This is a genomic window from Halomonas sp. MMH1-48, from assembly GCF_022348105.1.
Lineage (GTDB): Bacteria > Pseudomonadota > Gammaproteobacteria > Pseudomonadales > Halomonadaceae > Vreelandella > Vreelandella piezotolerans.
In genome coordinates this window covers 277,276-291,508 of the sequence record NZ_JAKRFL010000004.1, presented here as the reverse complement: position 1 = coordinate 291,508, position 14,233 = coordinate 277,276, and the positions used below count along the sequence as shown (strand labels likewise).

The following is a 14,233-nucleotide window of genomic DNA, read 5'->3' as shown; positions in this document are numbered from 1 at the left end:
GGGAAGTGTGTCTGAACGACGGGAAGTGGTTAAAAAGTAGGCAGTTTAAACCGTGCCAATAGGTTTTTAGTAGCATTACGTCTTGGGTAAGATACTTGCTGAGGTGCTATGAGAAATCCGGGCTAGCCGTGCATTTTAGCCACACGGAAAAAAGCCTGAATAACCAGAAAAACAATATGTCAACATGACGCGCCTAGTCACCTAAACGCACAGCCAAGTATTGCATACACTCTACCCGTGACTATTTAATTCAGTTGACTAAACTGCAGCGCTGCCAAATGGCGATAAAGATCGCTGTGCTCCATCAGCGTCGCATGCGTGCCTGATGCCACTAGCCGTCCTTCTTGAAACACGAGGAGTCGATCCGCATGCACCACAGTGGCCAAACGGTGGGCAATCACGATGCTGGTTCGCCCCTGCATCAAACGGTCGAGGGCTTTCTGCACCAGCCGTTCGCTTTCGGCGTCCAGCGCGCTGGTGGCTTCGTCCAGCAGCAGTATCGCGGGATCTTTCAACAATGCGCGGGCAATGGCCAGCCGTTGGCGCTGTCCGCCCGAGAGCTGCACCCCACCCGGCCCCAGCGGCGTGTCGAACCCTTGTGGCAGCGCCTCGATGAACGCTAATGCGTTGGCATCCTGCGCGGCTTGCCGAAGCTGTGGCTCGGTGGCTTCTGGGCAGCCGTAGCGCAGGTTATCCGCCACCGTGCCACTGAACAGCACCGGTGACTGGGCCACCAGCCCCAGCGCGCCGCGCAGCTCACCAAGCGCCAGGGTGCGAATATCGACGCCGTCTAGCATGACCTGTCCTTGGTCCGGATCGTAAAAACGCAGCAGCAGCGCCAGCAGCGTGCTTTTTCCCGCTCCGGAAGGCCCCACCACCGCGACCCGCTCGCCGGGATGAATATGCAGATCGATCGCGTCCAAGGCAGGCAGCTCGCGGCCAGGGTACGTGAAGCGAACCTTCGCTAGCGTTAGCGCCCCTTGCAGTGGCTGAGCTAACGTTACTGGCTGCGTCGGCGACCTGATGGTGGGGGGCGTATCGAGTAACTCCAGCAAGCGCTCGGCCGCCCCAGCCGCCCGCTGCACATCCCCTGCCACCTCCGCCAATGTCGCGACGGCCCCCGCAGCCAGCACGGCATAAAAGATAAACGCGGACAGCTCTCCTGCGCTCATGCTCCCTTCCAGCACCGAAAGACCGCCTTGCCACAGCATCACGCCTACAGCGCTGAACACCACCAGCATGGCCACCCCGGTTAGCCACGCCCGCTGGCGGGTACGCGCCACGGCGCTACCAAAAGCTCGCTCGACGCGCTGGCCGTAGTAGCGTCGTTCCGACGTTTCGTGGGTGAAGGCTTGCACGGTTTGCAGGCCGCTGAGCACCTCGTCGGCGTAGCGCCCCAATTCCGCCACGTGGTTTTGGCTAGTACGCGATAGCTGCCGCACCCGTCGGCCGTACCAGACGATGGGCAGTAGCATCGCAGGAATACCTACCAGCACCAGCGCCGAGAGCCAGGGCTGAGTCAGCAGCATCAGCACGACCGCACCGATCAGCATGACGCCATTGCGTAGCGCCAAGGAAATCGACGAGCCAAACAGGCTCTGCAGCACGCTCGTATCCGCCGTGAGCCGCGAGGCAATGTCACCGGCGGCACGCCCGTCGTGGGCGCTTTCGAAAAAGCTGGGTTCCAACGTCAGTAGATGCTCGAACACGTGCTGGCGCAGATCCGCCGCTAGGCGCTCACCGATCCAGGTCACTTGGTAATAGCGTAGCGCCGAGGCGGCCGCCAGCAGTGCCACGACACCGAGCATTAGCCCTAGCGTCGTGGCAAGCGCCTGAGCATCGGCCGCCAAAAAGCCTTGGTCGATGACGCGTTTCAGCCCATGCCCCAGCAGCAGCACGCTGCCCGACGCAATGAGTAGCGCACACCCCGCCAGCGCTACGCGCAGCCGGTAAGGACGCAGAAAGTGCAGCAGCCGAAGAAGCGTGCGTCGATTGGCGGGTGAAGACATAAGCGGTCAGGGTCTCTGTGATCGGCAGCCGTTAGCGTTGTCTGGATAGCGTACGCGCCCGCCATGCTGTACATTAATTATACGAAAAGATAATCAAGCAACAGTGGTGTACTAAATACAGGAGGAAAGAGCCATGCTGAACCTCGTATCGCTTTGGCTAACGGCTATTTTATTTGGCGGAATGAGCCTGTTCTCCTTTGGCTTGGCGGCCTTTTTGCTGTCCGTTTTGCCGAACGACACCGCCAGGGCCACACTTCGACGCGCTTTTCCTCCTTTTTATCTGTTCGTGCTCGTCGTCTCCATGTTAACGGCCCTACTGATGTGGCGTATCGACTACGTGTCGTCGATTCTCATGGCGACCATTGCGCTGTCGGTGATACCTACACGGCAAGCGCTCATGCCTGCCATCAATCGCGCCACTGACTCAGGCCAGCATGCACGCTTCAAGCGACTTCACGGGCTATCGGTGGCCATTGGCCTGGCACACATCGCGCTCAGTGGCTACGTATTGGCGAGGTTCGTTTGAGCGCTGGTATCACCGGGCTCGGTGGTCACGCTCTCCTCGTAAGGCTCGCCATTTTCATCGAGCAGCTGCTGATCGTAAGCGGCTTGAAGCCCCGTGTCCTCCTCGCTGTCTAGTAGCGCGGGCGTCTCTTCGGTCAAGTAATCGATATGGCCAGGATAAAGAGGCGACAAAAGCGCAATGAACACGCCCGCCACGCAAAAGAGCGAAAACGCATTCGCGTAGCCTAGTTGGTCGACCAAAGCCCCTATCACGGGTGATCCAATGGCTTGGCCTAACGCACACGCCATGAACGGCAAAACAGGCCCTAGGGAAAGCCGACCTGGCAAGAGACGAATACCGGTCATCAGGTAAAGCCCTGTCAGACTCATATAGGCCCCGCCGAATATCAGCGCAGAGAACATGGCCAAGCCCAGCTGATTGGGGCTAGCGGCCAGCAGCACCAAGCTCGCTGAGAGCATCATCAGCATCAGCGCTTGGGTAATCGGTGGGTTATTGCGATCGGCTAGATCGCTCACCACGGCGCCTCCCAAACCTGCCACGCCTGCGGCAAACCATAGCCAGCCGGTCAAGTGCCCCGATAAGCCGCCCAACGACACCAGAAGATCTGGTGCAAACAGCCAGTACGGCGCTGCCACGAAGCCCATGGCAAATGCAAAGAGTGCCAGGCGTACCAGGCGAGACCACTGCTGGCGCGAGAGAGGCTCCGGTGGTGCAGCGTCGGCGGGCACCACACGAGAGACCGAAGGAATGAAGAGCCAAGCCGCTAACACGCCCAGGCCTGCAAGAACGGCAAAGGCGGCATACGTCACGCGCCATGCATCCGAAAGAAATACGACGGTCGGCACCGCCACGATGATACCGATACTCGTCCCCGCATTCATGATCGAACTGACGCGCCCATGCATGGTACGACTCACCAAGGCCTGCATGGCTGCCGTTAGCGCAGGCATCATCAAGCCCGTGCACACCCCGCAGATAAATACCCCTACGCCGAGCAGCGAGGCACTACCGGCCTGACTAATCACCGCTAGGCCAGCCACGCCCAGCGTTCCGGAGAGCATGGCTAGATATCGAGCGCCTAACCAGTCGGCCGCCATGGGCGCCATCAGCGTGGCCAGCACAAAGCTCAAAAAGGGCAACGCCCCAATGACGCCGATCATCGCGGGCGTGATCGACAGCTCCGTACTGATGGAGGGCACAAAGAGACCAAAGGCGAAACGTGCCAGCCCGTAACTGATCGCCACCAGCGCAGCACCAAAGAGAGCAAAGCCCATGTTCGATAAGGTTTTCATACACTGCACTCCGCCGCCGCGCTTCGCCTAAAGGTAACGTCCATGGGCATCGTGCAGGCAACACGCGTGATGAGCAATGCATGCCTTCCTTCATTGAATAAAACCATGCTTAGCTCGCTTAATCACACCCAATACTACGTTTTGTTCGAATTCCCATCTCCGACATTCATCAGCGCCTCCCCTGCGAACATCGTTGCTTTGAAAGCAACAAACACATCTCTATTGGCACTCGTTCCTGCCCGCCAAGTCGCTTAGCGTTACCGATGCCCACAACGACACAGACAACGGCAAGGACAGGACATGCATTCATCCCCCTTTTTCACCCAGCCACAAATTGACGACGCGGTGGCCGTGCGCCATCAGCTTCACCAGCATCCAGAGCTCAAATTCGAGGAAACCGACACGGCCAAACGGGTGGCCGAACGGCTGACGTCACTGGGCTATAAGGTCACCGAAGGCATTGCCACCACCGGCGTACTGGCCGAGCTGGACACCGGCCGTAAAGGCCCTGTGATTGCCTTTCGGGCCGATATGGATGCGCTGCCGATCAAAGAAGCCAACGGCTTTGCGCACCGCTCCCAACGGGAAGGGCTCATGCACGCCTGCGGCCACGATGGCCACACCGCGACGCTCCTGCTCGCCGCTGAAGCGATTATCGCCAAGCGCGACCAGCTTTGCGGCTATATCAAACTGCTGTTCCAGCCGGGCGAAGAAGGTGGCAACGGTGCCGATGAGATGGTGAAAGCGGGCGTACTCAAAAACCCGCAAGTAGACGCGATTTTTGGCTACCACAACCGCCCTGGCTTTGCCGAAGGGCAGCTGTTCGTCAAGCCTGGCTCCGCCATGGGCGGTAACGACACCTTCAAAATCACCATTGAAGGCGTCTCCGGCCACGCGGCCATGCCGCATTTGGCAGTCGACCCGATCTATGTGGGCGCGTCTCTCGTCCAGCAGCTGCAAGGGCTGGTGGGCCGCCATAAATCACCGCTTGAAGCAGGCGTGATTACCGTCGCGGCCTTTCATGCGGGCGACGCCGCCAACGTGATTCCAGGCCAAGCAGAGCTGCTGGTCAACATCCGCAGCGACCGGGAAAGCTCCCGCGCCGCGCTGGTCGGCCAACTGGAACAGGTCGTTAACGGGGTGTGCTCCGCTCATGGCGCGCGCTTCCAGCTAGAGCATCAGCACCAGATCCCTCCGCTCGTCAACGACGCCGCTTGGTCGGAGCGCGTATTGGCGATTGCCGCCGAGCACGGCGTCAGCACCGATATTCAGCAGTTGGACTACATGCCCACCATGGGCGCCGAGGACTTTGCGTTCTACCTGCAAGAAGTACCGGGGTGTTTCTTCTTTGTGGGTAACGGCGACAGCGCCTATCTGCACAACGAACGCTACGACTTCAACGATGCCATTCTGCCCGTTGCAGGCGGCATGTTCGTGGCGCTCGCGACGTCACTGCTCAAGCGCGACTAACAGCGCTCGCCGCCACGCACGTGGCCTAACAACGTTCAACAACAAGGCTTCAAATAAGGAAACTGTCATGCAAGGTGTTCTCGCATCCATCGAGCGGGTAGGCAACAAGCTGCCGCACCCGTTTATCCTATTCGCAATCTTGGCCGCGCTGGTGGTGGTCATTTCCGCCATTTTAGCGGCGCTGGGCGTCTCGGCGGTCAACCCACAAACCGAGGCTGAAGTGACCGTTCGCAGCCTGCTCTCGGCGGATGGTGTGGAGTTCATGCTGACCAGCGTGGTCAGCAACTTCGTCAACTTCCCGCCGCTTGGGCTGATTCTGGTGGTGATGTTCGGCATTGGGCTGGCCGATAAAGTGGGCCTGATGTCGACGCTGATGCAGGTGAGCGTCGCCAAAGCACCGCCTTCGCTGCTGACGTTCTGCGTATTTATGGCGGGTATTTGCGGCAGCATTGCTTCCGATGCCAACTACCTCATCCTGATCCCGCTGGCCGCGATGGTCTACTACTCAGTGGGCAGGCATCCCGTGGCGGGGGCCGCCGCCGCGTACGCAGCCGCCGGGGCTGGGTTTGATGCCAGCCTGTTCATCACCGTGGGCGATGCGCTGTTTGCAGGTATTACGACCGATGCTGCTCGGCTGGTAGACCCAGACGCTTACATCTCTCCCGTAGATAACTACTACTTTGTGGCCTGTTCAGTGTTTGTACTGACAGCCGTCGGCACCCTGCTGGTCGACAAAGTAGTGGAGCCACGGCTACAGCGTACGCTCCCCATGGGTAAAGATTTCAAAACCGAGGTGGTCACGCCGACGCTGACGGAAGCCGAAAAGCGCGGCCTCAAGCGCGTAGGACTGGCAACGCTGGCCTACATTGCCCTGGTGCTGCTGGTGGTGCTACCCGAAGCCTCGCCGCTGCGCAACGAAGAGGGCGGTTTGATTCCTTCGCCGTTTCTGCGCTCGCTCGTGCCGCTGATGTTTATCTACTTCGTCACCATTGGGTTGGTGTACGGCATCACCACCGGCAAGATTACCCGCAGCCGCGACGTGCCCCAGCGTATGGCGGAATCGGCCAGCGATCTCGCCCCTACTCTGGTGCTATTCTTCGCGATCTCGCAGTTCATTGCCTATTTCCGCTGGTCGGAGCTTGGCCAGTTCATTGCCATCGAAGGTTCGAACGTGCTGCAAAGCACCGGCTTTACCGGACTTCCCCTCGTTGGCGCGTTCATCGCCATGAGCGCGGTACTGAACGTCTTCATGACCAGCGGCTCGGCGCAGTGGGCACTCATGGCCCCGGTGTTCGTGCCCATGCTGATGATGATCGACTTCGACCCCGCCTTCGTACTGGCGATGTTCCGGATTGGCGATTCCAGCACCAACATCATTTCGCCCATGAGCCCCTACTTCTCCGTGGCGCTGGTGTACATGCAGCGCTACAAACCGGACATGGGTCTGGGCACGCTGATTGCCACCATGCTGCCCCTTGCCATGGGCTTCTTGCTGGCGTGGTCGGCGTTTCTGATGTTCTGGCTGATGATGGGATGGCCGATTGGCCCGGGTGTTTACATGATGGCGAGCTAGCGCTACTGCATCGCCATCATCAACTTCCACAAATAGTCGGCAGCGGGCGAGAGCCTTCTGCCGACACGCTTCACCAAGTTGCCCTGGCTACTGGCCGCCATGGGGTGATCGATCGGGATCGCCTTCAACAGCCCCGCCTCGATCTCGCTGCGTGCAGCCGCCGCCGTCATGAACGACACGCCAATCCCCGCGCTCGCCATACGCCGCGAGACGGAGTGCAAATTACAGCGATACGCCGGTGTGGCAGGCTGCCCCGCCGCGCCCAATAGCGCATTCACGAACTGCTGCGAGCCCGACACGTCGGGCAGAAAGATCAGCTTATGCTGCAGCAGTTCCGCCACGCTCACCCGCTCATGGTTGGCCAACGCATGGGAAGGTGCCACGAGCGCACACAGCGGCCCCCTTTCAAACGAGTGCACCACCAAGCGCGGGTCGGAGATCGGCCCATAGGTGATGGCAATGTCGACCTCGTCGTTGGCCACCATCTCATGGGGTTCGCGAGGGTAGTAAATGCCGGTTTTGATCTCGATGAGCACATCTGGGTAGTGCTCAGAGACCCGCTTCATTACGTGATTGATAAAGCTATCCACAAAGCCATCACCCACCGACACCACGACCTTCCCGGCCTGTAAGTTACGCAGCCGCGACAGCGTATCGCCCAGCTCAGAGTTCAGCCGCCGTTGGGCCAAAAAGCCATCCACCACCAGCTGCCCCGCCTCCGTGAGCATGACATGCCGCCCCTGACGCTCCAGCAGTGCCATGCCCAGCGCCTGCTCCAACGAGCGGATCTGCCGGCTCACCACCGACGGGTTGGTATGCAAATGCTCCGCCGCCGCGCGAATACCGCCGCAGCTGCTGACCTCCAAGAGATAGAAGGCACGTTTGTCGAGTAGGGTCATGGAGGCTTCATCCAGAGCGTGGTGCACTCAAAGCGTGCTAACGATTGACGAACATCCTAGCGGTTACGCGCGAACGGTCAATTCGATGAAGGCCATGGGGAATAAAAACGGTTAGGCACGTCACGTAGCATGCTGGCCGAGCCAATCTATGCATGTGCAATAACGATCGCCCTGGCACCGCGACACGGCCCAGGGCGAGAAAGGCTGTCAAACGAGCACTGCGTTAGCGGGTGCTGGGTTGACGCGCGGCCAGCAGTTTGGGTATCCACCAGGGCAGCACCAGTAGCAGCACCGCGGCCACCCAGAGCCCTAAGGAAATGCCCGATTGCCATAGGATTCCGACGTCGCCACCGCTAATGGAGAGGGCACGGCGCAGGTTCTGCTCCATCAGTCCGCCCAGCACGTAGCCCAGGATGACGGGGGCCAACGAGAAACCCAGCTTACGCAGCAGATAGCCAAACACGCCGATCAGCAGCATCAAATAGATGGCGAAGAGATCGGAGTGAAGCTGATACACCCCAACGAACGCCAAAATGGCAATGGCGGGCACGAGCACCCAACGCGGAATGGTCAGCACCCGAGCGAAGACACCGGCCAGCGGCAGGTTGAGCATCAGCAAGACGATGTTGCCAATGTACAGAGACGCGATCAGCCCTCCGGCCACTTCAGGACGTTCGGTAAACATCATCGGGCCCGGCGTGATGTTGTAGAGCATCAGCGCACCGAGCAGGACCGCCGTCGTACCCGAGCCAGGGATGCCCAAGGTCAGCATGGGCACGAACGAACCTACCGCCGCGGCATTGTTGGCCGATTCCGGTGCTGCCAGCCCGCGCATGTCGCCGGTGCCGAAGGTGTTATCTTTATCGGAGAGGCGCTTTTCCGTGGTGTAGGAGACGGCCCCTGCCACCGACGCGCCGGTGCCCGGCAGTACGCCGATGATGAAGCCGATCAATCCCGAGCGGATGATGGCTCCTTTACACCACAGCACCTCTTTGAGACGGACGAAAACGCGCCCCAGCACCGGCAGCTCGCCGTCGTCGCCCTTGCGCTGCGAGTGCTCCAGCATCAGCAGAATTTCACTAATGGCGAATAAGCCGATGATCATCACGACGAAATCGATCCCGTCGTAAAGCTCGGGCATGCCGAAGGTGTAACGCAGTACACCGCTGCCCGAGTCGATGCCGACGGTGCCAATCAAAATACCGAGGACGGCGCCAATCGCCGTTTTGATGGGGTCTTTGCCCATCATCACCGACATGGACGAAAACGCGAAGACCATGAGGGCAAAAAACTCTGCCGGGCCGAACAGCACGGCCACCTTGGCCAGCAGCGGCGCAAAGAGCGTCAACCCTAGAATGGCAATGGTCGCACCAATGAAGGAGCTCACGGCGGACAGCCCCAGCGCTGGGCCTGCCAGCCCTCTCTGCGCCAGCGGATAGCCATCCAAGGTAGTCATCACCGCCCCGGCGTCACCCGGGACATTGAGCAAAATACTCGACATGCGGCCGCCGTATTCGGCGCCGGTGTAGACCGCGGCCAGCAAGATCAATGAAGACTCGGCGGGTAACCCTAGCGTATAGGCAAGCGGCATGAGAATCGCAATGCCGTTGATGGGGCCAATGCCTGGCAAGGCGCCAAACAGCGTGCCCAGCAGGGCACCCAGCAACGCCAAGCCTAGATTGAGCGGGGTTAGCGCAACGCCAAACCCCTCGATAAGGAAATCGAACATCGTAGCAACCCGTTAAAGAAAGGAGGCGAACCAGTAGCCGGTGGGCAAGCTGATCCCGAGGGCCGTAGTGAACAGAAAATAACCGACCACCGCCATGAGGACGCCGGTCGTCAGTGCTTTCACCCAAGAGGCACCGAATAGCCTTGCCAGCGCCGTGACCGCCAGTAGCGATGAGACGATGAATCCCAGTTGCGTGAACAGCACGGCATAGGCCAACAGCAGCGCCAGTACCAGGAGTAGCCGAAGGGCCAGCGCTTTATGGGGCCATTCCCCATCCGGGCCCGGCCTAAAGATCATGACAAGTGCGAGGAGTGCCAACACGATGGCGAGCACGATCGGAAAGGCCTTGGGACCCACGGGTTCGTAGCTAAAGGTGGTTTTTAGCTGCATGGCCTGGACGGCGATGAACGCCGCCAGACCGATGAGCGCAATACCCAGCATTCGGTCGGCGGCGATTCTCATTGGGTCAGACCTACTTCTGCAGCTAAACCTTGGAACTCAGCGACCTGTTCTTGGACGTAGCGATCGAAGTCGTCACCGAACCGCGCCATGGGGAACAAACCTCGCGCCTCACGCAGCTCGGCGAAGACCGGGTCTTCCGCCAGTTGCTGCATGCGTTCCACCCACGCCTGGTACGCTTCGTCGCTGACCTCTGGCCCCATGTAGTAACCCCGCCAGATGGGCCACTCCACGTCATACCCTTGCTCGGCAGCGGTCGGAATCTCTGCATAAGGGCCTTCCATGCGCTCTTCAGAGAGCGCCGCCAACACGCGGATGGTGCCGCCCTCGAGCTGCGACCTCAGTTCTGACAGGTCACCGGTGAACACCTGAATATGGTTACCTAACAAGGCGGCCAGCGCCTCACCACCGCCCTCGAAGGCCACGTAGCGCAGGTCTCTAGGCGACATGTCGCCGGATTTCGCAATCAGCGCCGCCTTCATCCAGTCCTGGCTACCCACAGTGCCACCGGCACCGAAAGCAATCTCGTTCGGGTTCTCTTTCAGGTCCGCCATGAGGTCGCCAAGGTTCTGCCAGGGCGCATCGGCGCTGACGACGATCGCGCCGTAATCAACGCCCAAGGCCCCTAGCCAGCGCACTTCATCGGCGTCGTACTCGCCAAACTTGCCCAGCGCTAGGTTCACCGCCGCACCGGTGCTGGCCGCCACGATAAGACCGGGGTCATCCGTGCGCACGCCGTTGACATGGTTATACGCCACCGCCCCGATGCCGCCGGGCATGTAGCTCACCATCATGGGACGACTGATCAAGGCCGTCTCTTGCAGGCCGTTCGCCGCCAAGCGACACGTCAAATCGTAGCCACCGCCGGGTTTGGCAGGCGCGATACACTCGGTCGCGTCGGGGATGGCTTGAGCGTGTGCCTGGCCCATCAGCAGTGCACTACTCATCAGGGCGAGACGAGAGGCGTGGCGTAGCGTAGCGTTGAGCTTCATGACGAACTCCTATTGTTTTATGGTACGCGGGAGCAGGAAGGCCCGAACCCGTTCATACTGGAATGACCAGCGCCATGTTAGGCAGGCAACCTTTCATCAACCTGTCATTTACTTGATCACCTCCTGAGACTTTAGTCATATGCGCCTAATCATCGTCGAAGATGATCCGATGATCGCCCGCTCGCTGGATCACGCGTTATCCCCGCTGGGCAATAGCGTCGACGCCTTCTCACGGCTAAAGGATGCACGTGCGGCGCTCCGCCATGACCGCTTCGATCTCCTGCTGCTCGATTTGGGCCTGCCCGATGGCAACGGGTTGGAGCTGCTGAGCGAGTTACGTGAGCGTGGCGACAAAACCCCCGTACTGATCCTGACGGCCAGAGATGGCATCGAAGATCGCGTCAAGGGGCTCGATCTAGGCGCCGACGACTACTTGGCCAAGCCGTTTTCATTGGCGGAGCTCGAAGCGCGCGTACGCGCACTGCTGCGCCGCAGCCAGCAGCGCAGCGATAATCGTCTGATGCTAGGGCCACTGTGCCTCGACCCAATGGCGGGAACGGCCACGCTCGACGGAGAAACGCTTGCCCTGCCCCGCCGCGAGCGACGCCTGCTCGAAGGCCTCTTGCTGCACGCCGGCAGTATTGCCCCACGGGAGATGCTGGAAAGTCGCGTGTTCAGCTTTGGTGATGTCGGCTCTAATGCACTGGAGGTGTACGTTAGCCGGTTACGTAAGCGCCTTCAGGGCAGCGGTTTGCACATCCGCACGTTTCGTGGCCTCGGCTATCGGCTCGAGGAAGTGCCGACGTGACCCAGGTCGTAGGTTCGTTGAAGGCGCGTTTGGCGATTTGGCTGCTGGTCATGGTCTCGGGGCTAGGGGCACTGCTCTTGATGGAGGCCTATGGCGCCTCTCAGCGTGCCGCCGAACGCGCTTTCGATAGCCAGCTGGCCGCCGCCGCGCTGACGGTGGCCGATGCGATTCAGTGGGAAGGCCGCGACCCTGTCGTTAGCATTCCCCTCGCTGCGCTGCAGATTCTCGCCACCGCCCATCAGGAGCGGGTTTTCTACACCGTGCTCGATCACGATGGGCGACGCATTTCGGATAACCTCGACATCGTCATTCCCGAGGCCGATCAGGCCGCGGCAGCGGACGCCCCGATTTGGCGGGACACGACCCAGGCTGGCACGCGGTGGCGGCTGCATGGGCGTGAATACGACTCGGCTGGCTGGGACATTCAGGACCCGGTACAGATATGGGTCGGTCATACGACCGAAGGTCGACGCGTCTTGACCCATGAACTCTTCGAGCGCGCGATCCTCCGCTTCGTCGCCATGGTGCTGCTGGCCGCTCTCTTGATGCTGCTGGCGATGCGCGTGGCGCTCACCCCCATGCGCCAGCTGCGCCATCGTCTGCGCCAACTTCAGGCCGACGACATGCGCCCCCTCGATATGCAGGTTCCGGAAGAGCTGCGCGAGATGGTCGAGGCATTGGATACTCTGTTCAGCCGACAGCGCAAGAGTCGCGACAACTTACTCCGCTTTACGGCCGACGCCAGCCATCAGCTCAAAACGCCGCTGGCCGGCCTACAAAGCACCAGCGAACTGGCGCTGCAGAGTCATGCTCCCGACGTGTGGTATCAGGCGCTTGTCGATGTCCACGAGGGTGCCCAGCGCACCAGCCGTCTAGCCGGACAGCTGCTCAGCCTGGCGCGACTTCGTCACATGGAGGAGGCAGAAGAGAGTCAGCCGCTCGACCTGGGGGCGCTGCTCCGCGACAGCGTGCTCGAGTGGGCCCAGCGCGACATGGCGGCTCAGCATGATCTTGGGCTCGCAGAGCTGCCTAGTGAGCCGATGGTCGTGCAGGGGCAAGCCTGGGCGCTGCGCGAACTGCTGGGTAATCTCATCGATAACGCGCTGCGCTATACGCCGCCGGGCAGCGAAATCACGCTAGGCCTTTACGCCAACGACGATGGGCTCGTGCTGTACATCGACGACAATGGCCCTGGGGTGGACGCCGAGGTTCGCCATCGATTGCAGCAACCCTTCGAGCGCGGCGGACGCCAGGATACTCACGGCTCGGGATTGGGCCTTGCCATTGTGGATAACATTGCACAGCGCCACGCGGCCACGCTCGAGATCAAAGAGCGCCTCCCCCACGGGCTACGCATCGAGGTGCACTTTCCACCGTCAGTTCAACCGTCAGAGGAGCCAGCGTGATGCAGCGTGTATGGGTAGTGGCGTTACTGATAGGGGGCTCGCTCGCGTCCTTGCCCAGCCTGGCCGTCACGCCACTCGTGGTCGAAGCCGCCTTGGATCGGCAGGTGGTCGCACCGCTGCTGGCCACTTTCGAGCAGGCCCACCCGGGCATCGAGCTGAGCTACCGTGACAGGAGCACCTTGGAAGTGGACCGCTTAGTCGTGGCGGCCGACCCGCCGCCCGATGTGGTGATCAGCTCCGCCATGCCTTGGCAGATGAACCGCATCAATCAAGGCTACGCCCAACGGCTGGACTCCGAGCTGGCCAACGAGTGGCCCGAATGGGCGAAATGGCGTAATGAGGTGTTTGGGTTTACCTTCGAGCCGATCGTCATGGCCTACCGGCTCGATCTAGCGCGCCATATGCTGCCGCCGCATACCCATGCGGATTTACAGCGTCTACTGGAGACCCAGCGCGATACGTTGCAAGGCAGGGTCACCACCTATTCGCCGTCCGAGAGCGGGATCGGCTACACGCTCTTTCAGCAAGATGCGCGCTATACCGAGCGTTTTTGGGACCTGGTCACCGCGCTTGGCGCAAACGATGCGCACCTCGCCCCCAATACCCGAACGATGCTCGAAGGGCTATCGGAAGGACGCTACTGGCTGGGCTATAACCTGCTGGGTTCCTACGCCATGGTGTGGGCCCAAGAGCATCCCGAGGTGATCGTTCAGGTTCCCCAGGATTACGCCTTGGTGGTAATGCGCACCGGCTTCATCCACCGTGATGCGCCCAACCCTCGCGCCGCCCGAGCCTTCATGAATTTTCTGCTCAGCCGTGATGGCCAGCGGGTGCTCGCAGCACAAACCCCGCTGTTCAGCGTCCGCCCCGACATCATAGGGCCCTATACGGCACAGCGCCTTCGCGACCAAGTCGGCGACCGCCTCTACCCCATTCCACTCAACGCCTCGGTGCTGGCTTTCGTCGACCCCCAACGCCGCCAAGCGTTCATGGCGCGCTGGGCGCGTGAGTTCGACCGCTCTTGGCGTGAGGGGGATCAGTGATGACTGCTAATGGAAGCCCAGCGTCCG

General features: G+C 60.7%; 12 protein-coding genes. 6 read left to right on the top strand and 6 right to left on the bottom strand.

Translation table 11 applies throughout. The annotated features are described in order from the left end of the window. Window positions 1–245 precede the first annotated feature (245 nt). Entirely contained in the window at window positions 246–2,009 is a 1,764-nt protein-coding gene (locus tag MHM37_RS06455; RefSeq protein ID WP_239296877.1) for an ABC transporter transmembrane domain-containing protein, read from the bottom strand. A gap of 133 nt (window positions 2,010–2,142) precedes the next feature. Here MHM37_RS06455 and MHM37_RS06450 point away from each other — a divergent pair, with 133 nt between their 5' ends. After that, window positions 2,143–2,535 (top strand): DUF4149 domain-containing protein, encoded by a 393-nt coding sequence (locus MHM37_RS06450; protein WP_153842928.1) that lies wholly within the window; start codon window positions 2,143–2,145, stop codon window positions 2,533–2,535. Here the strand turns inward: MHM37_RS06450 and MHM37_RS06445 are convergent. Further along, window positions 2,511–3,827, bottom strand: a complete 1,317-nt coding sequence (locus MHM37_RS06445; protein WP_153842927.1) for an MFS transporter — start codon at window positions 3,825–3,827, stop codon at window positions 2,511–2,513. The two genes, MHM37_RS06450 and MHM37_RS06445, sit on opposite strands and share 25 nt — an antisense overlap. 300 nt (window positions 3,828–4,127) lie before the next feature. Here MHM37_RS06445 and MHM37_RS06440 point away from each other — a divergent pair, with 300 nt between their 5' ends. Next, entirely contained in the window at window positions 4,128–5,297 is a 1,170-nt protein-coding gene (locus MHM37_RS06440) for an amidohydrolase (RefSeq protein WP_239296876.1), read from the top strand. A 67-nt stretch (window positions 5,298–5,364) separates the two neighbouring features. After that, window positions 5,365–6,870 carry an AbgT family transporter gene (locus MHM37_RS06435; protein ID WP_239296875.1) on the top strand — a complete coding sequence of 502 codons (1,506 nt, stop codon included), beginning with the start codon at window positions 5,365–5,367 and terminating at the stop codon, window positions 6,868–6,870. 2 nt (window positions 6,871–6,872) lie between these two features. Here MHM37_RS06435 and MHM37_RS06430 read toward each other — a convergent pair whose 3' ends face one another. The 4 genes from MHM37_RS06430 to MHM37_RS06415 all read right to left on the bottom strand — a co-directional run bounded on the left by MHM37_RS06430 (window position 6,873) and on the right by MHM37_RS06415 (window position 10,949). After that, window positions 6,873–7,769, bottom strand: coding sequence for a LysR family transcriptional regulator (locus tag MHM37_RS06430; protein ID WP_139525910.1), 897 nt, complete (start codon window positions 7,767–7,769; stop codon window positions 6,873–6,875). Between the two features lie 223 nt (window positions 7,770–7,992). Beyond that, the gene (locus MHM37_RS06425; protein WP_239296874.1) at window positions 7,993–9,498 is read right to left on the bottom strand and encodes a tripartite tricarboxylate transporter permease; all 1,506 of its coding nucleotides are present in this window, start codon (window positions 9,496–9,498) and stop codon (window positions 7,993–7,995) included. Window positions 9,499–9,510: 12 nt separating this feature from the next. Next, complete coding sequence (locus MHM37_RS06420; RefSeq protein WP_239296873.1) at window positions 9,511–9,960, bottom strand: tripartite tricarboxylate transporter TctB family protein; 450 nt, start codon at window positions 9,958–9,960, stop codon at window positions 9,511–9,513. Further along, on the bottom strand, window positions 9,957–10,949 hold the full coding sequence (locus MHM37_RS06415; protein ID WP_044630600.1) for a tripartite tricarboxylate transporter substrate binding protein: 993 nt from the start codon (window positions 10,947–10,949) through the stop codon (window positions 9,957–9,959). Before MHM37_RS06415 ends, MHM37_RS06420 begins: the two co-directional genes overlap by 4 nt. Before the next feature lie 139 nt (window positions 10,950–11,088). Here MHM37_RS06415 and MHM37_RS06410 point away from each other — a divergent pair, with 139 nt between their 5' ends. Genes MHM37_RS06410 through MHM37_RS06400 form a run of 3 tightly spaced genes read left to right on the top strand, consistent with a single transcriptional unit; the run spans window position 11,089 to window position 14,206 of the window. Next, window positions 11,089–11,757, top strand: coding sequence for a response regulator (locus tag MHM37_RS06410; protein ID WP_239296872.1), 669 nt, complete (start codon window positions 11,089–11,091; stop codon window positions 11,755–11,757). Next, complete coding sequence (locus MHM37_RS06405) at window positions 11,754–13,163, top strand: sensor histidine kinase (protein WP_239296871.1); 1,410 nt, start codon at window positions 11,754–11,756, stop codon at window positions 13,161–13,163. Before MHM37_RS06410 ends, MHM37_RS06405 begins: the two co-directional genes overlap by 4 nt. Continuing rightward, window positions 13,163–14,206 carry an ABC transporter substrate-binding protein gene (locus MHM37_RS06400; RefSeq protein ID WP_239296870.1) on the top strand — a complete coding sequence of 348 codons (1,044 nt, stop codon included), beginning with the start codon at window positions 13,163–13,165 and terminating at the stop codon, window positions 14,204–14,206. Before MHM37_RS06405 ends, MHM37_RS06400 begins: the two co-directional genes overlap by 1 nt. Window positions 14,207–14,233: the final 27 nt, after the last annotated feature.

Bases quoted from the DNA above. Each gene is read 5' to 3' on its own strand.
- MHM37_RS06455 (WP_239296877.1), bottom strand. From the start codon at position 2,009: ATGTCTTCACCCGCCAATCGACGCACGCTTCTTCGGCTGCTGCACTTT.
- MHM37_RS06450 (WP_153842928.1), top strand. From the start codon at position 2,143: ATGCTGAACCTCGTATCGCTTTGGCTAACGGCTATTTTATTTGGCGGA.
- MHM37_RS06445 (WP_153842927.1), bottom strand. From the start codon at position 3,827: ATGAAAACCTTATCGAACATGGGCTTTGCTCTCTTTGGTGCTGCGCTG.
- MHM37_RS06440 (WP_239296876.1), top strand. From the start codon at position 4,128: ATGCATTCATCCCCCTTTTTCACCCAGCCACAAATTGACGACGCGGTG.
- MHM37_RS06435 (WP_239296875.1), top strand. From the start codon at position 5,365: ATGCAAGGTGTTCTCGCATCCATCGAGCGGGTAGGCAACAAGCTGCCG.
- MHM37_RS06430 (WP_139525910.1), bottom strand. From the start codon at position 7,769: ATGACCCTACTCGACAAACGTGCCTTCTATCTCTTGGAGGTCAGCAGC.
- MHM37_RS06425 (WP_239296874.1), bottom strand. From the start codon at position 9,498: ATGTTCGATTTCCTTATCGAGGGGTTTGGCGTTGCGCTAACCCCGCTC.
- MHM37_RS06420 (WP_239296873.1), bottom strand. From the start codon at position 9,960: ATGAGAATCGCCGCCGACCGAATGCTGGGTATTGCGCTCATCGGTCTG.
- MHM37_RS06415 (WP_044630600.1), bottom strand. From the start codon at position 10,949: ATGAAGCTCAACGCTACGCTACGCCACGCCTCTCGTCTCGCCCTGATG.
- MHM37_RS06410 (WP_239296872.1), top strand. From the start codon at position 11,089: ATGCGCCTAATCATCGTCGAAGATGATCCGATGATCGCCCGCTCGCTG.
- MHM37_RS06400 (WP_239296870.1), top strand. From the start codon at position 13,163: ATGCAGCGTGTATGGGTAGTGGCGTTACTGATAGGGGGCTCGCTCGCG.